At 66.2% G+C, this 22289-nt stretch carries 19 protein-coding genes and 5 tRNA genes; 14 read left to right on the top strand and 10 right to left on the bottom strand.

Going from position 1 to position 22289, the window contains the following annotated elements:
* Positions 1-11: 11 nt before the first annotated feature.
* The 11 genes from LWW96_RS05840 to LWW96_RS05890 all read left to right on the top strand — a co-directional run bounded on the left by LWW96_RS05840 (position 12) and on the right by LWW96_RS05890 (position 8427).
* A tRNA-Leu gene (locus LWW96_RS05840) sits at positions 12-98 on the top strand.
* Between the two features lie 74 nt (positions 99-172).
* Positions 173-1486, top strand: a complete 1314-nt coding sequence (gene tig / locus LWW96_RS05845) for a trigger factor (RefSeq protein WP_291484942.1) — start codon at positions 173-175, stop codon at positions 1484-1486.
* Between the two features lie 138 nt (positions 1487-1624).
* Positions 1625-2233 (top strand): ATP-dependent Clp endopeptidase proteolytic subunit ClpP, encoded by a 609-nt coding sequence (gene clpP / locus LWW96_RS05850; protein ID WP_291484943.1) that lies wholly within the window; start codon positions 1625-1627, stop codon positions 2231-2233.
* Between the two features lie 101 nt (positions 2234-2334).
* Positions 2335-3600 (top strand): ATP-dependent Clp protease ATP-binding subunit ClpX, encoded by a 1266-nt coding sequence (gene clpX, locus LWW96_RS05855; protein WP_291484944.1) that lies wholly within the window; start codon positions 2335-2337, stop codon positions 3598-3600.
* A 301-nt stretch (positions 3601-3901) separates the two neighbouring features.
* Positions 3902-6334, top strand: coding sequence for an endopeptidase La (gene lon / locus LWW96_RS05860; RefSeq protein ID WP_291484945.1), 2433 nt, complete (start codon positions 3902-3904; stop codon positions 6332-6334).
* Positions 6335-6424: 90 nt separating this feature from the next.
* Positions 6425-6500, top strand: a tRNA-Gly gene (locus LWW96_RS05865).
* A gap of 57 nt (positions 6501-6557) precedes the next feature.
* Positions 6558-6631: transfer RNA gene (locus tag LWW96_RS05870), tRNA-Cys, on the top strand.
* 170 nt (positions 6632-6801) lie between these two features.
* Positions 6802-6877 (top strand) — tRNA-Gly (locus LWW96_RS05875).
* Between the two features lie 154 nt (positions 6878-7031).
* Positions 7032-7124 (top strand) — tRNA-Leu (locus LWW96_RS05880).
* 35 nt (positions 7125-7159) lie between these two features.
* Positions 7160-7795 carry a DUF6806 family protein gene (locus tag LWW96_RS05885; protein WP_291484946.1) on the top strand — a complete coding sequence of 212 codons (636 nt, stop codon included), beginning with the start codon at positions 7160-7162 and terminating at the stop codon, positions 7793-7795.
* A gap of 98 nt (positions 7796-7893) precedes the next feature.
* On the top strand, positions 7894-8427 hold the full coding sequence (locus LWW96_RS05890; protein ID WP_291484948.1) for a M48 family metallopeptidase: 534 nt from the start codon (positions 7894-7896) through the stop codon (positions 8425-8427).
* Between the two features lie 71 nt (positions 8428-8498).
* Here the strand turns inward: LWW96_RS05890 and murI are convergent, their stop codons facing one another.
* The 3 genes from murI to LWW96_RS05905 form a co-directional block, all read right to left on the bottom strand.
* Positions 8499-9407, bottom strand: coding sequence for a glutamate racemase (murI, locus tag LWW96_RS05895; RefSeq protein WP_291484949.1), 909 nt, complete (start codon positions 9405-9407; stop codon positions 8499-8501).
* 204 nt (positions 9408-9611) lie between these two features.
* Complete coding sequence (locus LWW96_RS05900) at positions 9612-11165, bottom strand: fumarate hydratase (protein ID WP_291484951.1); 1554 nt, start codon at positions 11163-11165, stop codon at positions 9612-9614.
* A 149-nt stretch (positions 11166-11314) separates the two neighbouring features.
* Complete coding sequence (locus LWW96_RS05905; RefSeq protein ID WP_291484953.1) at positions 11315-11710, bottom strand: hypothetical protein; 396 nt, start codon at positions 11708-11710, stop codon at positions 11315-11317.
* Positions 11711-12002: 292 nt separating this feature from the next.
* Here LWW96_RS05905 and fumC point away from each other — a divergent pair, with 292 nt between their 5' ends.
* Positions 12003-13388, top strand: coding sequence for a class II fumarate hydratase (gene fumC, locus LWW96_RS05910; protein ID WP_291484955.1), 1386 nt, complete (start codon positions 12003-12005; stop codon positions 13386-13388).
* 116 nt (positions 13389-13504) lie between these two features.
* Here the strand turns inward: fumC and LWW96_RS05915 are convergent, their stop codons facing one another.
* The 6 genes from LWW96_RS05915 to LWW96_RS05940 form a co-directional block, all read right to left on the bottom strand.
* The gene (locus LWW96_RS05915; RefSeq protein ID WP_291484957.1) at positions 13505-14662 is read right to left on the bottom strand and encodes a DNA topoisomerase IB; all 1158 of its coding nucleotides are present in this window, start codon (positions 14660-14662) and stop codon (positions 13505-13507) included.
* Between the two features lie 213 nt (positions 14663-14875).
* Positions 14876-15574, bottom strand: a complete 699-nt coding sequence (locus LWW96_RS05920) for a response regulator (protein ID WP_291484959.1) — start codon at positions 15572-15574, stop codon at positions 14876-14878.
* Complete coding sequence (locus LWW96_RS05925) at positions 15571-17136, bottom strand: ATP-binding protein (RefSeq protein WP_291484961.1); 1566 nt, start codon at positions 17134-17136, stop codon at positions 15571-15573. Before LWW96_RS05925 ends, LWW96_RS05920 begins: the two co-directional genes overlap by 4 nt.
* 19 nt (positions 17137-17155) lie before the next feature.
* Positions 17156-17458 (bottom strand): hypothetical protein, encoded by a 303-nt coding sequence (locus LWW96_RS05930; protein ID WP_291484963.1) that lies wholly within the window; start codon positions 17456-17458, stop codon positions 17156-17158.
* Positions 17459-17619: 161 nt separating this feature from the next.
* Positions 17620-18456, bottom strand: coding sequence for an intradiol ring-cleavage dioxygenase (locus LWW96_RS05935; protein WP_291484964.1), 837 nt, complete (start codon positions 18454-18456; stop codon positions 17620-17622).
* 163 nt (positions 18457-18619) lie between these two features.
* Positions 18620-19228, bottom strand: coding sequence for a TIGR00645 family protein (locus LWW96_RS05940; RefSeq protein ID WP_291484966.1), 609 nt, complete (start codon positions 19226-19228; stop codon positions 18620-18622).
* A 201-nt stretch (positions 19229-19429) separates the two neighbouring features.
* On the opposite strand from LWW96_RS05940, the gene acs reads away from it, so the two are divergent.
* On the top strand, positions 19430-21424 hold the full coding sequence (gene acs / locus LWW96_RS05945; protein ID WP_291484968.1) for an acetate--CoA ligase: 1995 nt from the start codon (positions 19430-19432) through the stop codon (positions 21422-21424).
* A 177-nt stretch (positions 21425-21601) separates the two neighbouring features.
* Entirely contained in the window at positions 21602-22096 is a 495-nt protein-coding gene (locus LWW96_RS05950) for a LapA family protein (RefSeq protein WP_291484970.1), read from the top strand.
* 64 nt (positions 22097-22160) lie between these two features.
* On the opposite strand, the gene LWW96_RS05955 is transcribed toward LWW96_RS05950, so the two are convergent.
* Positions 22161-22289, bottom strand: a 129-nt coding sequence (locus LWW96_RS05955) for a transposase (protein ID WP_291484992.1), incomplete at its 5' end; no start/stop codon positions are given.

Below are 22289 nucleotides of genomic sequence, written 5' to 3' on the forward strand. Positions count from 1 at the left end.
TTTGTAGAACCGCGCGGGTGGCGAAATTGGTAGACGCACCAGGTTTAGGTCCTGACGCCAGCAATGGTGTGGGGGTTCGAGACCCCCCCCGCGCACCACCCTGTGAGACTTTGCGGAACACGGCGCCGCTGCGCTGCAGCCAGCACGATCCACATTCATAAGAGGAATAGCCATGGCCGTTACTGTTGAAACCCTTGAGAAGCTCGAGCGCAAGATCACGCTGAGCCTGCCCGTCACCCTGATCCAGTCCGAAGTCGACTCGCGCCTCAAGCGCCTGGCCCGCACCGTGAAGATGGACGGTTTCCGTCCTGGCAAGGTGCCCATGAACGTGGTGGCCCAGCGCTACGGCTACTCGGTGCAGTACGAAGTGCTCAACGACAAGGTGGGCGAAGCCTTTGCCCAGGCTGCCAACGAAGCCAACCTGCGCGTGGCCGGCCAGCCCCGCATCACCGAAAAGGAAGGCGCTCCCGAAGGCCAGGTCACGTTCGACGCGGTCTTTGAAGTGTTCCCCGAAGTCAAGATCGGCGACCTGACGGGCGCCGAGATCGAGAAGCTGTCGGCCGAAGTGACCGACGCCGCCATCGACCGCACCGTGGACATCCTGCGCAAGCAGCGCCGCAGCTTCGCCCAGCGCGGGCTGGACGCCGCCGCACAGGACGGCGACCGCGTGACCGTGGACTTTGAAGGCAAGATCGACGGCGAGCCCTTTGACGGCGGCAAGGCCGAAGACTTCCAGTTCCTGGTGGGCGAAGGCCAGATGCTCAAGGAATTCGAAGACGCCGTGCGTGGCATGAAGTCCGGCGAAAGCAAGACCTTCCCCCTGGCGTTCCCTGCCGAATACCATGGCAAGGACGTGGCCGGCAAGACGGCCGACTTCCTGGTGACCGTGAAGAAGATCGAAGCCGCCCACCTGCCCGAAGTGAACGAGCAACTGGCCAAGTCGCTGGGCATTGCCGACGGCACCGTCGAAGGCCTGCGCGCCGACATCAAGAAGAACCTGGAGCGCGAAGTCAAGTTCCGCCTGCTGGCCCGCAACAAGCAGGCCGTGATGGACGCCCTGGTGGCCAAGGCCGAACTGGACCTGCCCAACGCCAGCGTGCAAGCCGAGATCGCCCGCCTGCGCGATGGCGCCCGTGCCGAGCTGAAGCAACGCGGCATCAAGGACGCTGACAAGGCCGACATCCCCGAGGACGTGTTCCGTCCCCAGGCCGAGCGCCGCGTGCGCCTGGGCCTGGTGCTGGCCGAACTGGTGCGCGCCAACGAACTGCAGGCCAAGCCCGAGCAGCTCAAGGCCCACATCGATGAACTGGCCGCCAGCTACGAAAAGCCTGAAGACGTGGTGCGCTGGTACTTCAGCGACCGCCAGCGCCTGGCTGAGGTCGAAGCCGTGGTGATCGAAAACAATGTGACCGATTTCGTGCTGTCCAAGGCCAAGGTCGTGGAAAAGGCCGTCTCGTTCGACGACCTGATGGCGCAGCAGGGCTGATCGGCGTCCGGGCATCCCGCTGGCGGACCGTCCTGAACGGCGCAGCAGGGTGTTGCAGATTTACATTAGGGGCTTGTGCTTTTGCGCGCAAGCCCCAAGTCATTTCTGGGTACAGTATCCGCTTGTCAGGAGAGAAACATGAGCGCATTGGAAACACAGGGCCTGGGCATGATCCCCATGGTCATCGAGCAGTCCGGCCGCGGCGAGCGGTCTTACGACATTTATTCGCGCCTGCTCAAGGAGCGCGTGATTTTCCTGGTGGGTCCCGTGAACGACCAGACGGCCAACCTCGTGGTGGCGCAGCTGTTGTTCCTGGAGAGCGAGAACCCCGACAAGGACATTTCGTTCTATATCAATTCCCCGGGCGGTTCGGTGAGCGCCGGCATGGCGATCTTTGACACCATGAACTTCATCAAGCCCGACGTCTCCACCCTTTGCACGGGCATGGCGGCCAGCATGGGCGCCTTCCTGCTGGCGGCCGGTGCCAAGGGCAAGCGTTTTGCGCTGCCCAACTCCAAGGTCATGATCCACCAGCCGCTGGGCGGCATGCAGGGCCAGGCGACCGAGATCGAGATCCACGCCCGCGAGATCCTCAAGACCCGCGAGCAGCTCAACAAGATCCTGGCCGAGCGCACGGGCCAGCCGCTGGAGAAGATCCAGCGCGACACCGACCGCGACTATTTCCTGTCGGCCGACGAGGCCAAGGACTACGGCCTGGTCGACCAGGTGATCAGCCAGCGCTCCTGAGCGACGGGGATCGCGCAGCGGCGTTTTCCCTGGGGGAAAGCGCCGTTTTTTATTTGGTTATCATCCCGACAACTTCCCGTAACAGCAAGGCATTGCCCCCCATGGCCGAGAAAAAAGGCTCTTCCAGCGAAAAAACCCTTTACTGCTCTTTCTGCGGCAAAAGCCAGCACGAAGTGAAGAAGCTGATCGCCGGTCCATCGGTCTTTATCTGCGACGAGTGCATTGACCTGTGCAACGAGATCATCCGCGACGAACTGCCCGCAGGCGACGTGGGCCGGGAGGCCCGCAGCGACCTGCCCACGCCGGCGGAGATCAAGACCAACCTCGACAACTACGTGATTGGCCAGGACGTGGCCAAGCGTACGCTTGCCGTCGCGGTGTACAACCATTACAAGCGCCTGCGCCACAAGGACAAGGCGAGCAAGGACGATGTCGAACTGTCCAAGAGCAACATCCTGCTGATCGGCCCCACGGGGTCGGGCAAGACGCTGCTCGCCCAAACCCTGGCGCGCATGCTCGATGTGCCGTTTGTGATGGCGGATGCCACCACCCTGACGGAAGCGGGCTATGTGGGCGAAGACGTGGAAAACATCGTCCAGAAGCTGCTGCAAAGCTGCAACTACGATGTGGAGCGTGCCCAGCGCGGCATCGTATACATCGACGAAATCGACAAGATCTCGCGCAAGTCCGACAACCCCAGCATCACGCGCGACGTGTCGGGCGAGGGTGTGCAGCAGGCGCTGCTCAAGCTCATCGAAGGCACCATGGCCAGCGTGCCGCCGCAGGGCGGGCGCAAGCACCCGAACCAGGATTTCCTGCAGATCGACACGACCAATATCCTGTTCATCTGTGGCGGCGCATTCGCCGGCCTGGAGAAGGTGATCGAAAACCGCACCGAGGCCTCGGGCATCGGTTTCGGCGCATCGGTCAAGAGCAAGAAGCAGCGCTCGCTCACCGAGGTGTTTTCCGAGATCGAGCCGGAGGACCTGATCAAGTTCGGCCTGATTCCCGAGCTAGTCGGGCGCATGCCCGTGGTGACGGCGCTGGCAGAGCTCAGCGAGGACGCCCTGGTCCAGATCCTGACGGAGCCCAAGAACGCGCTGGTCAAGCAGTACAGCAAGCTGCTGGCGATGGAGGGCGTCGACCTGGAAATCCGTCCGGCGGCGCTCAAGGCCATCGCGCGCAAGGCCCTGGCCCGCAAGACGGGTGCCCGTGGCCTGCGTTCGATCCTGGAGCAGGCGCTGATCGGCACCATGTTCGACCTGCCCAACGCCACGAATGTCGAGAAGGTGGTGGTGGACGAATCCACCATCGAAGAGACCAAGCCCCCGCTGCTGGTGTACCGCGAGGCCGCCAAGAAGGCGTGAAGACGAAGACGCCGACCCTGGGCTGCCTGGTGCAGGTCCCCCGCTTGGGGGCCGTGCCAGCACAGCGGGGTGGCCCTTGCGCGGCAGCTGCCGGCCTGGGTCGCGCAGGCCCCGCGTGTCTTGGATGACGCTGCGCGTCCTGGGCGTCTGAGATGTGCCAACGGTGCGCGCAACGACTGCAGGCACCGCGCCAGGCCGTCGGCTGCGCTTGCCTTGCAACCCTTTTTGCGGTGCGGCCGGAAGAAGGGGTTGAAAATGCCCGCTGGTGGACCATCTGCCACACAGTTAACTGAGGATTTCCATGTCCGGACATACCCCGCTCCCCGCCACCCCTGTTGAACTGCCGCTTCTGCCCCTGCGCGATGTGGTGGTGTTCCCCCACATGGTCATCCCCCTGTTCGTGGGGCGCCCCAAGAGCATCAAGGCGCTGGAACTGGCCATGGAGGCCGACCGCCGCATCATGCTGGTGGCCCAGAAGGCCGCCGCCAAGGACGAGCCGTCGGTGTCCGACATGTTCGACGTCGGCTGCATGTCCACCATCCTGCAGATGCTCAAGCTGCCCGATGGCACCGTCAAGGTGCTGGTCGAAGGCCAGCAGCGCGCCGTGGTGACCGCCATCCAGGATTCGGAAACGCATTTCGCCGCCACGGTCACCCCCGTGGAGGCACACCCTGAGGCCAACAAGCCCAGCGAAATCGAGGCGCTGCGCCGTGCGGTGATGCAGCAGTTTGACCAGTACGTCAAGCTCAACAAGAAGATCCCGCCCGAGATCCTCACGTCCATCTCCAGCATCGACGATCCGGGCCGCCTGGCGGACACCATCGCGGCGCACCTCCCGCTCAAGCTGGAAAACAAGCAGGTGGTGCTGGACCTCTCGGACGTGAAGGCGCGCCTGGAAAACCTCTTCGAGCAGTTGGACCGCGAGGTGGACATCCTCAACGTCGACAAGAAGATCCGCGGCCGCGTGAAGCGCCAGATGGAGAAGAACCAGCGGGACTTCTACCTCAACGAGCAGGTCAAGGCCATCCAGAAGGAACTGGGCGAGGGCGACGAAGGCGCCGACATCGAGGAGATCGAGAAGAAGATCAAGGCCGCCAAGATGCCGGCCGAAGCCCGCAAGAAGGCCGATGCGGAGCTCAAGAAGCTCAAGCTCATGTCGCCCATGTCGGCCGAGGCCACAGTGGTGCGCAACTACATCGACGTGCTCACGGGCCTGCCCTGGAGCAAGAAGACCAAGATCAAGCACGACCTGGTCAACGCCGAGGGCGTGCTGAACGAGGACCACTATGGCCTCGACAAGGTCAAGGACCGCATTCTTGAGTACCTCGCGGTGCAGCAGCGCGTGGACAAGGTCAAGGCGCCCATCCTGTGCCTGGTAGGCCCACCGGGGGTGGGCAAGACCTCCCTTGGGCAGTCGATTGCCAAGGCCACCGGGCGCAAGTACGTTCGCATGGCGTTGGGCGGCATGCGTGACGAAGCCGAGATCCGTGGCCACCGCCGCACCTACATTGGCGCGCTGCCAGGCAAGGTGCTGCAGAGCCTGGCCAAGGTCGGCACGCGCAACCCGCTGTTCCTGCTCGACGAGATCGACAAGCTGGGCACCGATTTCCGGGGCGACCCTTCGAGCGCGCTGCTGGAGGTGCTGGACCCGGAGCAGAACCACACGTTCGGGGACCACTATGTGGAGGTGGACTTCGACCTGAGCGATGTGATGTTCGTGGCCACGTCCAACTCGATGAACATTCCGCCAGCGCTACTGGACCGCATGGAAGTCATTCGTCTCTCGGGCTACACCGAGGACGAGAAGACCAGCATCGCCATGAAGTACCTGCTGCCCAAGCAGCTGAAGAACAACGGCGTGAAGGACGAAGAGCTGGAGATCACCGAGTCGGCGGTGCGTGACATGGTGCGCTACTACACCCGTGAAGCGGGGGTGCGTTCGCTGGAGCGTGAGCTGTCCAAGATCTGCCGCAAGGTGGTCAAGGGGCTGCAGCTCAAGAAGCTCACGCCCCAGGTGATCGTGACGGCCGACAATCTGCCGGACTTTCTGGGCGTTCGCAAGTACACCTACGGCCGGGCCGAGACGCAGAACCAGGTGGGCCAGGTGGTGGGCCTGGCGTGGACCGAAGTGGGGGGCGACCTGCTCACCATCGAAGCCGCCGTCATGCCCGGCAAGGGCGTGATCACCCGCACCGGTTCGCTGGGCGATGTGATGAAGGAGTCCGTGGAAGCCGCGCGCACGGTGGTGCGCAGCCGCTCGCGCATCCTGGGCATCAAGGACGAGGTGTTTGAGAAGCGGGACATCCACATCCACGTGCCCGATGGCGCGACGCCCAAGGACGGCCCGAGCGCCGGGGCGGCCATGACGACGGCGTTCGTGTCGGCGTTGACGGGGATTCCCGTACGCTCCGATGTGGCCATGACGGGTGAGATCACGCTGCGCGGCGAGGTGACGGCCATTGGCGGGCTCAAGGAAAAGCTCCTGGCGGCATTGCGCGGCGGCATCAAGACCGTGCTGATCCCGGAGGAGAACGTCAAGGACCTGGCCGAGATTCCGGACAACGTGAAGAGCGGGCTGGAAATCGTGCCGGTGCGCTGGATCGACAAGGTGCTGGAAGTGGCCCTGGCAAGCAAGCCCGTTCCCCTCTCTGACGAGGAGGTGGCGGACGTGGCAGCGCCTGTGTCGGACAAGGTGGCGGTGCCGGCGGTGTCTTCGGATGGGTTGAAGCACTGACGGACGAAAAATTTTTTGGAAGGGCCAAAAAATGCGCTACAATTCATTCCATCGCAGCAAACGTTGTACAATGTGAGGCTTCGGTAAATTGCGGGAATAGCTCAGTTGGTAGAGCGCAACCTTGCCAAGGTTGAGGTCGAGAGTTCGAGACTCTTTTCCCGCTCCAATTTCCACAAAAGGGAAGCAATCGCTTCCCTTTTTTGTCGAAGGAATGCGAATTCCTGGCGCGGTAGCAAAGCGGTTATGCCCCGGATTGCAAATCCGGTTAGTCCGGTTCGACTCCGGACCGCGCCTCCAGATACGGTCTGCGCCGTGCCGGTCCTGCAGTGATCCAGTTGCAGGGGTTGGAAAGAGCAAGCCGGTGGTGATGGGTAATTTTTGGCGAATCTGTTGAGATGATGCTAAAAATTGCGCTATAATTTGAGTCTTGCTGATGAGTGCTGAAAGGCGCTGATTGAGCAGGAAATGCGGGAATAGCTCAGTTGGTAGAGCGCAACCTTGCCAAGGTTGAGGTCGAGAGTTCGAGACTCTTTTCCCGCTCCAATATTCGCAAGGGAAGCTTCGGCTTCCCTTTTTTCTTGGTGGTCCGAAGCCGCGTGGGGAGTCCGGCGGCTTTCGGGCCAGAGACACGACAGGGCATTGCACGCGCAAGCTGCCCGGGTTACGCTGCAGCGCGGGTATGCGCTCTGCGGCTGGCGCCCCGATGGTGAAATTGGTAGACACTGCGGACTTAAAATCCGCCGCTTTCCTGAAAAGGGGCGTGCCGGTTCGACCCCGGCTCGGGGCACCACGAAGAGCCTGTGCAGCAGGCTCCAGGATTCAATCATGTCAAGTTACAACGCTCCCTTTGAAATACATGTCCACGGGCAGGTCCCTCTGCGTGCCGATGCGAGCTTCGAGCAGCTGCAGGAGGCACTCAAGCCGCTGTGGAAATATGCGGGCGCACGGTCCTTGGCGGACGGCGCCGCCAGCGCCTATGAGGAAGAGCCAGGCATCCGCTTTGACGCGCAGGAGCATTTGCTGCAGATGTGCTGGACGGTGCGGGGCGACGAGGACTTTCGCCAATCGCTGGACGAAATGTGCATGAGCCTCAATGAACTGGCCGAGCAGGGCGCCGCCATCGAGGTCACGTTCTACGACACCGATTTCGACGAGGAAGAAGAGGACGAGGGGGCCGAGTCGCGCGACGATTTCGTGATGCTCTTCGTCGGCCCGACCCCCGCGGCGATCATGCAGGTGCAGCGCGATCTGCTGGTGCAGGACGTGGTCAACATGATGGAGCGCCACTTCGACGGTGCCGAGCTGGGCGGGGTGGTTGCGGAAATCGACAAGCTGTTCAGCCAGCGCTTCGACGCCCTGGTCAATTCGCTGGAAATCGGCAAGCCGCCGCGCGGGCCGGGCGGCCCCACGGGCGGGCACGGCGGGACGAGCGGCGGACGCCGCCCCCGCCATCTGCACTGAAATGGCCGTCCAGGACGGCGGCGCGCCACGGCGCCTGCCGGCCAGACGCCTTGGCATCGGGGCTGCTGCCCGCTGTGCCGCGGGCTCTCTACGGATCCATGACCCCCGATTTGCTTCCCTACCTGCGTTCCTACCCTCTGGCCCTGCAGGAGCAGGCGCTGGCCTTGCTGGAGCAGGGGCAGCTGGGGGCGGTGCTGCTGCGCAAATATCCGCAGCCCCATGCGGTGCGCGGCGACCGCGGGCTGTACGACTACGCGCAGGAACTCAAGAACCGCTACCTGCGCAATGCCGGCACGGTCAACAAGGTCCTTTTTGACAACAAGATCCATGTGGTGCGCCACGCCCTCGGGCTGCACACGGCGGTCTCGCGCGTGCAGGGCGGCCGGCTGGCGGCCAAGCACGAGATCCGCGTGGCGGCCCTGTTCAAGCAGGCGCCGGCGGAATTCCTGCAGATGATCGTGGTGCATGAGCTGGCCCATCTGCGCGAAAAGGACCACGGCAAGGCGTTCTACCAGCTGTGCACGCACATGGAGCCGAACTACCACCAGTACGAGCTGGATGTGCGGCTGTACCTCACCCACCTGGAGCGGACGGGGGAGCGGCTATGGGGCGCAGACGCTGGCAGCGACTGATTGCTGTCTGTTGCTGTCTGTTGCTGTCAGCGCTTATTGCTATTGATTTGATAGCTGATTGCACAGATCCATCAAGCGCTGGCGGCCCATTTCTCTATAGCGGAGGGAACGTTGACGCTCTCGCACCAGTGGGCGGGCAGGTCCAGCCACCGCTGGGCGGCCGCCTGCAGCATCTCCACCGGGCCGGTGGTCAGCAAGCGGATGGGCGCACGGCCAGGCGCTCCGTCGGGCAGCGCAGGGGCAGTGCTGAGCAGCCCGGCCGTCTGCAGCAGGCGGTGCGTCTGGCGTGCCACAGCTTCTCCGGTTTCGATGAACTGCACGGCCGGCCCGGTGAGCGCTCGCAGTTCATGGGCCACGAAAACGTAGTGCGTGCAGCCCAGCACCAGAGTGTCCATCTGGCCGGGGCCGGTGCCGAATTCACCCATGGCGTGGAGGTAGCGCTCGCACAGCGCGCCGGTCTCGGTGGCGCTGACCGGGCCTAGGGCGGCCGGCACGGGCTGGGCCACGCTGCGTTCGATGGCATGGGCCAAGCCGTCGCAGGGCTGCACCACGAAATGCGCCTGGCCGGCAAAGGACGCCATCAGTTTGCCGAACTTGGCACTGGTGAGCGTGCCGCGGGTGCCGATGACGCCGATGTGACCCGTCTTCGTGGCGGCCAGCGCCGGCTTGATGGCGGGCTCCAGGCCCACCAGCGGCAGCGCGGGCCGGCTGCTGCGCACTTCGTGGATGGCGGCCGCCGTGGCCGTATTGCAGGCCACCACCAGAGCCTTGATGCCGTGCTGCTCGCACAGGTAGTCCGTGATGGCGTGGGTGCGTGCGCTGACGTACGCGTCGCCCCGTTCCCCGTACGGCGCGTGGCCGCTGTCTGCCAGATAGACAAACCGCTCGTGGGGCAGGGCGGCCAGCAGGGCGCGCAGCACGCTCAGCCCGCCCACGCCGCTGTCGAACACGCCAATGGGAGAGGAGGAGGCCGGCAGCATGGCAATCGTGGAGGTTGGAAACCGGTGATTGTAGGAAATGTGCGGCGCCACGACGGCTGAGGGCTGCGCTGGACGAGGAGGCGTGCGCCGCACGGGCTTGCCAAAAACAAAACCGCCCGAAGGCGGTTTGCTGGGCCGGGGGCCGGGGCTGGGATTGCCCCAGCTGCGTCCCCAGCGGGCCGAAGGCAGCGAGCCGCCGCACCCTCAGGCGGCGGCGACTTCGATGCCCTTGAATTCGCCAGTGGCGATGCGCTTTTGCCATTCGGCCGGGCCGGTGATGTGGGCGCTGGTGCCACCGGCGTCCACGGCCACGGTCACCGGCATGTCCACCACGTCGAATTCATAGATGGCTTCCATGCCCAGGTCCTCGAAGCCCACGACCTTGGCGGTCTTGATGGCTTTGCTGACCAGGTAGGCGGCGCCGCCCACGGCCATGAGGTAGGCGCTCTGGTGCTTCTTGATGGCTTCGATGGCGACCGGGCCGCGCTCGGCCTTGCCCACCATGGCGATCAGGCCGGTCTGGGCCAGCATCATTTCGGTGAACCCGTCCATGCGCGTGGCGGTGGTCGGGCCGGCCGGGCCCACGGCCTCGCCCTTCACGGGGTCCACGGGGCCCACGTAGTAAATGACGCGGTTGGTGAAGTCCACGGGCAGCTTCTCGCCCTTGGCCAGCATGTCCTGGATGCGCTTGTGCGCGGCATCGCGGCCCGTCAGCATCTTGCCGTTGAGCAGCAGCGTGTCGCCGGGCTTCCAGCTGGCGACTTCTTCCTTGGTCAGTGTGTTGAGGTTGACCTTCTTGCTCTTGTTGTAGTCGGGCGCCCAGTCCACGTTGGGCCACAGGTCCAGGCTGGGGGGCGTGAGGTACACGGGACCCGAGCCGTCCATCACGAAGTGCGCGTGGCGCGTGGCCGCGCAGTTGGGGATCATCGCAATCGGCTTGCTGGCCGCGTGCGTGGGGTACATCTTGATCTTGACGTCCAGCACGGTGGTCAGGCCGCCCAGGCCCTGCGCGCCGATGCCTAGGGCGTTGACCTTTTCATACAGCTCCAGGCGCAGCTTTTCGACATTGTCGAGTTCGGCCCCGCTGGCTTGCTTGGCCTGCAGCTCGTACATGTCCAGGTCGTCCATCAGGCTTTCCTTGGCCATGAGCACCGCCTTTTCGGCCGTGCCGCCAATGCCGATGCCCAGCATGCCGGGCGGGCACCAGCCGGCGCCCATGGTGGGCACGGTCTTGAGCACCCAGTCCACCACGTTGTCACCGGGGTTGAGCATGTACATCTTGGACTTGTTCTCGGAACCGCCGCCCTTGGCCGCCACGGTGATGTCCACGGTGTTGCCGGGCACGATCTCGGTAAAGATCACGGCGGGGGTGTTGTCCTTGGTGTTCTTGCGGGCGAACTGCGGGTCGGCCACGACCGAGGCGCGCAGCGTGTTGTCGGGGTGGTTGTAGCCACGGCGCACGCCTTCGTTGATGGCGTCGTCCAGGCTGCCGGTGAAGCCTTCCCAGCGCACGTCCATGCCCACCTTCAGGAAGACGTTGACGATGCCGGTGTCCTGGCAGATGGGGCGCTGGCCCGTGGCGCTCATCTTGCTGTTGGTGAGGATCTGCGCGATGGCGTCCTTGGCGGCCGGGCTTTGCTCGCGCTCGTAGGCGCGGGCCAGGTGGGCGATGTAGTCGGCGGGGTGGTAGTAGCTGATGTACTGCAGCGCGGCAGCAATGGATTCGATCAGGTCGGCCTGGCGGATGGAGGTGGTCATGGCGTGTCGTGGGAGTCTGGTGGCACAGGCCCGGCGCCGCGCAACACTGCGCGCACTGCGTTGCTGCACATGCGCTGCCGTGCCGGCCTGCCGGTCCAGCGGGCCGTATTTTGACAGACCCCCGCTATGGGCGGCTTACGCGCGCCAGATCACCCGCCCGCAGCCGGCGTGCTGTCGTCGCTGCCCACCTCGTCCTCTTTATCCCCCGCGTCTTGCGCAGCCGCAATAGCGGCTTGCGTTGCACTGCGCGAGGAGCCGCCGCGTCCGCTGCCCTCGTCAGGCTCCGCAGCGCTGGCGTCGTCGGCCAGGGACTCGACATGGTCGGGCAGGATGTCCTGGGCATCCGGGGGCTCGTGGGGCTCGGCGCTGCGTCGCTCGCCGGTGCCGAAACGGTCGGTGTCGCTGTCGGGCTCGTCGCTGTACGCGCCCGCGCTGTCGCTGCCCGAGTCGGAGGCGTCGCTCGGACCCAGGCTGTCGATGCCGGTGGAGCGGTGGCCCGCGGGCGGGAGGTCGGTGTCGATGCCGAGAAGGCTGCTGGTGGCCATGGTGAAACTCCTGGTGGTGGGTGCCGCCGCGGGACATGCGGCGCCGAGAGGGCGGACGCCGCTGCAACCGGGGCGGCTGCGAACCCATGGTCGGGCGCCGGGGCGGCGGCGGGCGTCAGGCATCGCTGACAGGCGCTGTCGTCGCCGTTCGCCAGGCTGCACGCGCCGCCAGCAGGGCCTTGGGCCGCGGGCTGCGCAGGCGGCGGCAGCGTTTGATAGGCTCTGGCGCACTGCACGGGGCCGTGGGCGACGCCATGGCCCGGTTTTGTTGGCGCTGACCCGGAGGCTTCCCATGACCACTCGCATAGAACGTGACACCTTTGGCCCCATTGAGGTGCCGGCCGACAGGCTCTGGGGCGCGCAAACCCAGCGCTCGCTGCAGAACTTCGACATCTCGGGCGAGCAGCAGCCGCGCGAGATCATCCGCGCGCTGGCGCAGGTCAAGCGGGCGTCGGCCCAGGTCAACCATGCGCTGGGCCTGCAGGACGCGGCCAAGACCCAGGCCATCATGGCCGCCGCCGACGAGGTGATCGCCGGCCGGCATGCCGGAGAGTTTCCGCTGGTCGTGTGGCAGACGGGCTCCGGCACGCAGACCAACATGAACGTCAACGAAGTGCTGGCCAACCGCGCCAGTGAACTGCTGGGCGGCCCGCGCGGCGAAGGCCGCCGGGTGCACCCCAACGACGATGTGAACCGCAGCCAGTCCAGCAACGACGTGTTTCCCACCGCGATGCACGTGGCGGCGGTCGACGCGCTGACACACCGGTTGCTGCCTGCACTGGCCAAGCTGCGCGCCACGCTGGCCCAGAAAGCGGTCGCGTTCGACGGCATCGTCAAGATCGGCCGCACCCACCTGCAGGACGCCACGCCCCTCACGCTGGGCCAGGAGATCTCGGGCTGGGTGGCGCAGCTGGAGCATGGCGAACGGCACGTGCGCGCCGCCTTGCCGCACCTGTGCGAGCTGGCTCTGGGTGGCACGGCCGTGGGCACGGGGCTGAATGCGCCCAAAGGCTATGCCGAAGCTGTGGCGCGCGAGCTGGCCCGGCTGACGGGCCTGCCGTTTGTCACCGCGCCCAACAAGTTCGAGGCGCTGGCCTCGGTGGACGCCCTGGTCCACGCCCACGGCGCACTCAAGACCCTGGCCGCCAGCCTGATGAAGATAGCCAACGACGTGCGCTGGCTGGCCAGCGGCCCGCGCAGCGGCATTGGCGAAATCACCATCCCCGAGAACGAGCCGGGCTCGTCCATCATGCCGGGCAAGGTCAACCCCACGCAGAGCGAAGCGGTGACCATGCTGGCCGCCCAGGTGTTCGGCAACGACGTGGCGATTAACTTTGGCGGCGCCAGCGGCAATTTCGAGCTGAACGTGTTCCGGCCCATGGTGGCGCACAACTTCCTGCAAAGCGTGCGCCTGCTGGCCGACGGCATGGTGAGCTTCAACGACCACTGTGCCGCGGGCATCGAGCCCAACCGTGAGCGCATTGCCGACCTGGTGGGCCGCTCGCTGATGCTGGTGACCGCGCTCAACACGCACATCGGCTACGACAAGGCCGCCTTCATCGCCAAGAAGGCGCACAAGGAAGGCACCAGCCTGCGCGAGGCGGCCATCGCCTCGGGCCACCTCACGGCCGAGCAGTTCGATCAGTGGGTGGTGCCGGAGAACATGGTGGGGCGCTGAGGAGCTGGCGGTATGGCGCGGGTCAGAACTTCAAGCAAAAATTGCCGCTAGCGCTTATCCAGCAAGCGCTGGGTGCTATTTTTTTGAAGCGCAGTTTGTCACGCGGCGCGTGCTGCTCATGCTTTGGCGGTGGGGCGCGCCTTGCGCAAGAACGCCAGCAGTCGGCGCTCTGCCGCGCTCAAGCCCCGTGGCGATGGGGGGCCGCCCAGGCGATTCCACATCGCCTGCAGGCCGGGTTCAGCGCCGCCTGCCAGTCGAGCGCCCAGCTCCAGCACGGCCGGGTGCACGTAAGACTTTTTGCACACGGCGGGGGTGTTGCCCAACTGGCGCGCCACCTCGGCCAGAATGGCCTTGGCGCTGTAGCGCGCGCTTTGATCGGCTGTGGTGGCGGCCTCTGGTGGCGTACAGGCCCGGCGCGTCAGCTCCAGCGCCAGCGTGGTGCCGTGCCAGGTGCGAAAGTCCTTGGCAGTGAAATGATCGCCCCCGGAATCAGCCGCGCCGTGCGTGATCTCGCGCAGGTAGTCGTTCACGTCGCTCGATCCGATGGTGCGCAGGCTACCGTCTTCGTCCTCGTATTGGAAGAGTTCCTGCCCGGGCAGTTGTTGGCAGCGGCGCACCACGCGGGCCACGCGCGGATCGTCCAGCTCGGCCTCTTGCCACACGCCGCTCTTGCCGCGAAATCGCAGCTTGAGTTGGCTTCCCTTGACTTGCACATGCCGCGTGCGCAGCGTGGTCAGCCCATACGAGCGGTTGGTGGCGGCGTATTCCTCATTGCCCACGCGCAGGTAGGTGGTGTCCAGCAGGCGCACCACCGTGGCCAGCACCAGCGTGCGAGCGAGCGGCTGGCCGCTGCGGTGCGCCGCAAGGTCACGCGCCACGCGGCTGCGCAGGCGTGGGAGCACGCGGCCAAACGCCTGCATGTGTTCGAACTTGCCCTCGTCGCGCTGCGCGCGCCACTGCGGGTGGTACCGGTATTGGCGCCGTCCGCGCGCGTCCAGCCCCATGGCCTGCAGGTGCCCGTGGGGCAGGGGGCAGATCCACACGTCGGTATAGGCCGGTGGGATCGCCAGGCGGTTGATGCGGGCGATTTCGTCCGGGTCCTGGAGCCACTGGCCATCGGGCAAACGGTAGCGAAATGCCTTGGCACCGCTGCGCACGCGGGTGAGGCCGGGCAGGGCGGGGGTGACGTACACCAAGCCTCCAGGCAACTTCTGGGGGCGGCTGGTGGGCCGGGGCGTTGCCAGCGCGCGGGGCAAAGGGGGCAGGGCGGACATCGGGGAGAACAGGTGATAGTGGCCAGGGCGTGGCCCCGATCACACCCGTACCCGAGCGGTAGGGGTGTAGGTGCGCTGCGTGCGTTGGGGTGAGACAGGGGCTGAGCTGGTGGCCCGCCATACCACCATTTTTTGGTTAAAAAGAGCCCTGGCGCTTATTGGATAAGCGCAAGCAGCTATAAAAAATGTAGCAATCGGCCCGTCGGGCCAGGCTCAATCGGCCGTCATCGGGTCCAACGCAAAACCCACGCCGTACACCGAACGGATCCAATCGCGGCCGTCCGCGCTGGCGGCCTTGAGCTTTTTGCGCAGGTTTTTGATGTGGCTGTCGATGGCGCGTTCGTTCACGTCGAGCGTGTCCTCGTAAGCCTGGTCCAGCAGCTGCGCGCGCGAGAAGATGCGCCCCTGTTGGTGGGCCAGCACTTGCAGCAGGCGGAACTCTCGGCGCGTCAGGCCCAGCGGCGTGCCGTGCAACGTGGCCTGCCAGTGCGATTCGTCCAGCATCAGCGCCGCTGCTGCGGTGGTGGTTGCCGGGGCCTCGTGCGCGGCGGCGGTGCGGCGCAGCACAGCCTTGGCGCGGGCCACCACCTCGCGCGGGGAAAACGGCTTGCAGATGTAGTCGTCCGCGCCCAGCTCCAGGCCGATGAGGCGGTCGACCTCCTCAACGCGGGCGGTCAGCATGATGATGGGGTGCTCGGTGTGGCGGCGTGCCTGGCGCAGGATTTCAAGCCCATCCATGCCGGGCAGCATGATGTCCAGCAGCGTGAGGTCGGGCGGCTGGGTCAGCATGCTGGCGAGCGCCGCGCGGCCCTCGGCCTGGTGTTCCACGGTGTAGCCCGCGTGGCGCAGGTAGTCCACCACGATGGCGGCGATGTCGGGTTCGTCTTCGATGACGAGGATGCGGTGGCTCATGAGGGGTTGTCCAGCAGTGGCAGTTGCAGCGTGATGCAGAGGCCGCCCAGGGGTGAGGTGTCGGCCGTCAGCGTGCCGCCGTGCGCGAGCACGATGGCGCGGCAAATCGCCAGGCCCAGGCCCGAGCCGCCATGGTCGCGGTTGCGCGAGGTTTCTGCGCGGTACAGGCGATCAAAGATGCGGGGCAGCTCATGCGTAGGCACGCCGGGCGCGCTGTCGTCCAGCTGCACCTGCAGTTGGGCGGCTCCGTCGGCCGGCGGCAACAGGCGCGCCGAGAGGCGCAGCAGGCCGCCCGCGTCGGTGTAGCGCAGGCTGTTTTCCAGCAAGTTCAAGAACACCTGGTGCAGTTGCTGCGCGTCGCCGCGCACCAGGGGGGCCGGCTGGGCCGGAACCTGCGCGGTCAGGGCGTCCAGGCCGGAGGTCTCCACATCGATGCCCGCCTGCGCCAGGCGCGGGCGCATGGATGCGAGTGCCTCGTTCAGCAGCGACAGCGGGTGTACGGGCACCTGGGCCGATGGCGCACTGGTGCCGGCGGCGTCCAGGCTGGCGCGCAGGTCGCCCACCAGCTGGATCAGGCGCATCACCTGCCGGTGCAAGCGCAGCGCGGTCTTGTCGTCAAACGGGCGGATGCCGTCCTGCACGGCCTCGATTTCGGCGCGCATGGCGGCCAGGGGGGTGCGCAGCTCGTGGGCTACGTCGCCCAGCCACTGGCGGCGGCTGGCCTCGATGCTGCTCAGTTGTTCGGCCATGGTGTTGAAGGTGCGGGCCAACTGGGCCAGTTCGTCGTTGCCGTGCACGGGCACGCGGGTGTGCAGGTGGCCCTGCGCAATGCCGCGCGTTCCGGCGGCCAGGGCCTCTACGGGGGCCAGCCAGCGCCGCGCCAGCCAGCCCGACAGCAGCAGTGCCAGTGCCAGCCCGGCCAGGCCCGTCCATGCCACAAAGCCCAGGTGCTGCGCCAGGAAGGCCCGGTCGGCTTCGCTGCGTACACCCTGTGGAGGTGCCAGCACCAGCTGGCCGATGGTCTTGCCGTCGGCGCCGGTCAGGGCCAGGCGCGCGCTGCCCGGCCGGGGTGGCGTGCCAGCCACCAGGCGTTGCTGCGCGTCCACCACACCCAGGCGGGGGAACAGGTCATCGGTGTGGCGCTGTGGGCCGCCTGCGCCCCGATCGCCCGGGGGTGGTGGTGGGAGCTGCGGCATGCTGCGGTCTGCTGTCGGGCCGCCGTTCGCCAGTTCGGGGGGCATGCCGAGCGAAGCGCTCCGGTCGGTGGGGGGGACGCCTTCTGCGCCCTGTGTGTTGGGTCGGCGCAGGCCGCTGCCAGGGTGGCTGAGCTGCCCCCAGAGGCGGGGCTGGTCGCGCAGGGTTTCCCAGCCGCCCGTCTGCGTGTGGTGGGCCTGCAGGCGCTCGGCCAGCCAGCGCATGCGGGCCAGTTCGATCTCTGCCACATACGGCCCCAGGCCCCGCTGCAAGCCCAGCCACGAAAAGCCTGTGAATATCAGCAACAAGGCCACCAGCAGGGCGGCCAGGGCGATGAAGGCTTTGCGGTGCAGGGTCAGGTGGGGCATCGATGGGGCAGCAGGGGCGTCAGCGGGCGGGGGGCGGGCCGCCTGCCCCGCCGGGGCCGCCAGGCCCGCCTGCGGGCATGGCCACCAGGGTGCCGCCCATTGTGCGGCATGTGCCTGCGAGCGATTTGCCGTCAGGCAGGGTCAGCGTCACGCTGGCGCCTTCGGTTTTGTCCTTGCAGGCGGCATACGCCTCGGGCGGTGGCGCGGGCGGGGTCTGCCCGCCCTGGGGTTGCGCCAGCACGGGGGCCGCGGATGTCGCAGCCAGCACCGCCGCGAAGGTCATGCGGGCCAGCCGGTGGAGGCGAAGAGAGTGCAAAGTCATGGTGGTTTTTCCTTCAGTGGTGGACAAAAGCGTTCGATGCGTGGATGGGCCGCCAGACACCGGCGCGGCCATGGCCTGTGCGCCCGTGGAGCCAGCTTTGCCGGGCCGGCGGGGGCTGCGTTCCTTTGGCGAGCAGGCGCCGAAGGCGACGCCCGGGGGCATCAGGCAGCCATCGAGATCGTGATGCTGGCCGAATACCCGCCATCGCCGTTGGCCTGCAGGGTGGTCATCTCCAGCGTGGTGCCATCGCTGAAGACGTTGTCGGTGGCAAAGGTGATGGAAGCCAGATTGCGCACGCTGGCGCTGTAGCCGGAATGGGCGCTGTAGATGCTGCTGAGCAGCTCGGTGGGGAAGGCCAGCTGCGTGGTCTTGACCTTGTTGCGCGCATTGTTGGCCGACGCGAGCGTGGGGTAGATCTCCAGGTGCATGTGCGGCATACGGCCCGCATAGCAGCCGGGCACGATGGTGGTGAAGGTCACGGTGCCGCTGGCATCCGTGGCCTGAACGCCGCGCAGGTAGTTGTCGGCAATGTTGTTCGAGCTGTAGACCGAGTAGGTGCCATCCTGTGTGCAGTGCCACAGGTAGACGGCGTAGCCCGACAGCGCCGCGCAGCTGGCGCGGGTGTTCGTCAGCGTGATGGTGATGGTCAGCGGCACGCCGCTGACCTGTGTGGACGAGCCGATGGAGCTGCGGATGTCCGAGCGCACGATGCCGCTGAGCGCCAGCACGTTGTAGGTGGCGTTGCTGGCCGTGGAGCCATCGGCGGGGTAGGGGCCTGCGGTTTCTTCGGGGACGACCGAGCAGGTGGTTGTGGTGCCGGTCCCCGTTCCGGTGGCGTCGGTCGTGTCCGTGGTTTCGGTATCTCCGCCCCCGCAGCCCAGCAGGGTGGCCACGCCCAGAGAGCCCAGGGCGTTCAGTGCGAAGCGGCGGTTGGCGGGGGCCTGCGTGGCGGTGGCGAGGTGGGCGGCGATGGCTTGGGCGGCGCTGCTGCGGTCCATGGATTTCTCCGGCAAGTGGGTATGGCATGCACTGTGCCGCCCGATTGGGGAGAAATTTGGGAGCGGGTGTTTGACCTGAATTGCTACTTGTTTTGTAGCTATAAATACAAAGAGGCCGCAATGCGCGGCCTCTTTCGGGGGGGCGGATGGCTGAGGGCTGCCTTCAGTGGTGCGCGGGCGGTGCGGAATGCGCCATCAGGCGGTCGGTCAGGGCGATGGCCAGCGCACTCAGCAGGAACACGCCGTGGATGATGGTCTGCCACATCAGCACCTTCAGGTCGTAGTTGGCGGCGTTGATGAAGGTCTTGAGCAGGTGGATGGAACTGATGCCGATGATGGCCGTGGCCAGCTTCACCTTGAGCACCGAGGCATTCACATGGCTGAGCCACTCGGGCTGGTCGGGATGGTCTTCCAGGCGCAGGCGGGACACGAAGGTCTCGTAGCCGCCCACGATCACCATGATGAGCAGGTTGGAGATCATCACCACGTCGATCAGTGCCAGCACCACCAGCATGATGATGGTCTCGTTGAGCGCCACCACTTCCAGGTCGCTCTTGTAGCCGATGCTCGACACCAGCTGCTTGAGGGCTGCTGTGTTGCCGAACGCCGCCTCGATCAGGTGCACCAGTTCCACCCAGAAATGGAACACATAGACCGCCTGCGCCAGGATCAGGCCCAGGTACAGGGGCAGCTGGAGCCACCGGCTGGCGAAGATCAGCGAGGGAAGCGGGCGCAGCGGCGACGAAGCCACGGGATCGTTGGGACGGGTCATGTCGTGTGACGGAGAAATTGGGGACGGGCGATTTTAGGGGGCGCAGCGTGGCAACCCCACGCGGTTCCGGGCATGGGTTTCTCTGAGCGGCGCAGGCCGTGTGTCAACAAGTGAGTAAGCTTGGCGCCCGTCAGTGGCCTGTAAGTGCCGCGTCCGACAGTACCGCCCAATTCCAATTCCATCAGACCAGGAGACAACACCATGAGTGCGCCCACATCCGCGATTGAGTCCGTATTGGTTGAGAACCGGGTGTTCCCGCCCGCCGATGCGGTCGTGAAGGCTGCCCGCGTGTCGGGCATGGCGGGCTACGAGGCGCTGTGCGCCGAGGCCGACAAGGACTTCGAAGGCTTCTGGGCCCGCCTGGCCCGCGAGAACGTGCAGTGGACCAAGCCGTTCACCCGCACGCTGGACACCTCCAACGCCCCGTTCTTCAAGTGGTTCGACGACGGCGAACTCAACGCCTCGGCCAACTGCCTGGACCGCCACATCGGCACCCCCACCGAGAACAAGACCGCCATCGTTTTTGAAGCGGACGATGGTGCCGTGACCCAGGTCACCTACAAGGAATTGCTGGCGCGGGTGAGCCAGTTCGCCAACGCGCTCAAGGCCCATGGCGTCCAGAAGGGCGACCGCGTCCTCATTTACATGCCCATGACCATCGAGGGTGTGGTGGCCATGCAGGCCTGCGCGCGCATTGGCGCCACCCACAGCGTGGTGTTTGGCGGCTTCTCGGCCAAGGCGCTGCAGGAGCGCATCATCGACGCCGGCGCCGTGGCCGTGATCACCGCGAACTACCAGATGCGCGGCGGCAAGGAACTGCCGCTGAAGGCCATCGTGGACGAAGCCCTGGCCATGGGCGGGTGCGACTCGATCAAGACCATCCTGGTGTTCCAGCGCACGGCCACGGCCTGCAACATGGTGGCCGGGCGCGACAAGACCTTCGCCGAGGCCCTGGCCGGCCAAAGCAGCAGCTGCCCCGCCGAGCCCGTGGGCGCGGAGCACCCGCTGTTCATCCTGTACACCAGCGGCTCCACCGGCAAGCCCAAGGGCGTGCAGCACAGCACGGGGGGCTACCTGCTGTGGGCCAAGCTCACCATGGACTGGACGTTCGACCTGCGGCCGGACGACGTCTTCTGGTGCACGGCCGACATCGGCTGGATCACCGGCCACACCTACGTGGCCTATGGCCCGCTGGCAGCGGGCGCCACGCAGATCATCTTTGAGGGCATCCCCACCTTCCCCAATGCGGGCCGCTTCTGGCAGATGATCGAGCGCCACAAGTGCACCATCTTCTACACGGCCCCCACGGCGATCCGCTCGCTCATCAAGGCGGCGGAAGCCGATGAGAGCGTGCACCCGGCACGTTCCGACCTGTCGAGCCTGCGCATCCTGGGCAGCGTGGGCGAACCCATCAACCCCGAGGCCTGGATGTGGTACCACAAGAACGTGGGCGGCGAGCGCTGCCCCATCGTGGACACCTTCTGGCAGACCGAGACCGGCGGCCACGTCATCACCCCGCTGCCCGGCGCCACGCCGCTGGTGCCTGGCAGCTGCACGCTGCCGCTGCCCGGCATTGCCGCGGCCATCGTGGACGAGACGGGCAATGACGTGCCCAACGGCGCCGGCGGCATCCTGGTCATCAAGAAGCCCTGGCCCAGCATGATCCGCACCATCTGGAACGACCCCGAGCGCTTCAAGAAGAGCTACTTCCCCGAGGAGCTCAAGGGCTACTACCTGGCGGGCGACGGCGCCGTGCGCAGCGCCGACCGGGGCTACTTCCGCATCACCGGGCGCATTGACGACGTGCTCAACGTGTCGGGCCACCGCATGGGCACGATGGAAATCGAATCGGCACTGGTCGCCAAGACCGACCTGGTGGCCGAGGCTGCCGTGGTGGGCCGCCCCGACGACTTGACCGGCGAGGCCATCTGCGCCTTCGTGGTCCTGAAGCGTGCCCGCCCCACCGGCGACGAAGCCAAGCAGATCGCCAACGAGCTGCGCAACTGGGTGGCCAAGGAGATCGGCCCCATCGCCAAGCCCAAGGACATCCGCTTTGGCGACAACCTGCCCAAGACCCGCAGCGGCAAGATCATGCGCCGCCTGCTGCGTTCCATTGCCAAGGGCGAAGCCATCACCCAGGACACCAGCACGCTGGAGAACCCGGCAATTCTCGATCAGCTGGCCAAGGCCAACTGATCCAGCGCGCGGCGGGGCCCGGCCTCCTGCCGGGACTCGCCCCGCTGTAGGACGCCGCCGGAAATCGCGCGCACAACGGCGCGCCGGCGCTGCGCATGCGTTACAACCAGGGCTCGCCGTGTGCCGGCCGGCCCGCCCGGGCCCGCCGCAGCACGGCCTACCGGAGGTGTGACCATCATGCAGCTGCGCTCTTTCGTCTTGCTCCTTATCGTGCTGGCCATTGCCGCGCTGGCCGCCCTGAACTGGCCGACCCTGGCCCAGCCCACGGTCGTGTCGCTGGGGCTTACGTCCGTAGAAGCCCCCCTGGGCCTGCTCATGCTGGGGCTCACCACGGTGCTGGCCATTGTTTTCGTGGCCTACGTCCTGTCGCTGCAGGGTACGGTGCTGCTGGAAACCCGTCGCCACACCAAGGAGCTGCAAGCGCAGCGCGACCTTGCGGACAAGGCCGAGGCCTCGCGGTTCACCGAGCTGCGCCACTTCCTGGAGATACAGCAGGCCCAGGCCCATGCCCACCTGTTGGCCCGCCTGGACAGCCTGGAAAAGCAGCTGGCCACCCGCGTCGACGAGTCGCACAACGCCACGGCGGCCTATATCGGCCAGCTAGAGCACCAGCTGCAAACCCGGCCACCCACGGCGCAGGCCGTGCCGCCCGTGGCGCACCCCTTGGTATAGCGCCGCATCGCGCTGCGGTGTGCGCGTGGTCCGGCGAGCTTGCGCCGGGCAAAAAAAAGGTTCTTCACGCATTCCCGGGGAACGCGGCCTTGATCTTGAGGAAGAAGTACTCGCAGTCACGGTAGCCATAAGCCATGCGCTTGATGACCTTGATGCGGTTGTTGATCCCCTCGAGCTGTCCGGTGTGCATGGG

Source organism: Acidovorax sp., from assembly GCF_021287135.1.
Lineage (GTDB): Bacteria > Pseudomonadota > Gammaproteobacteria > Burkholderiales > Burkholderiaceae_C > Acidovorax.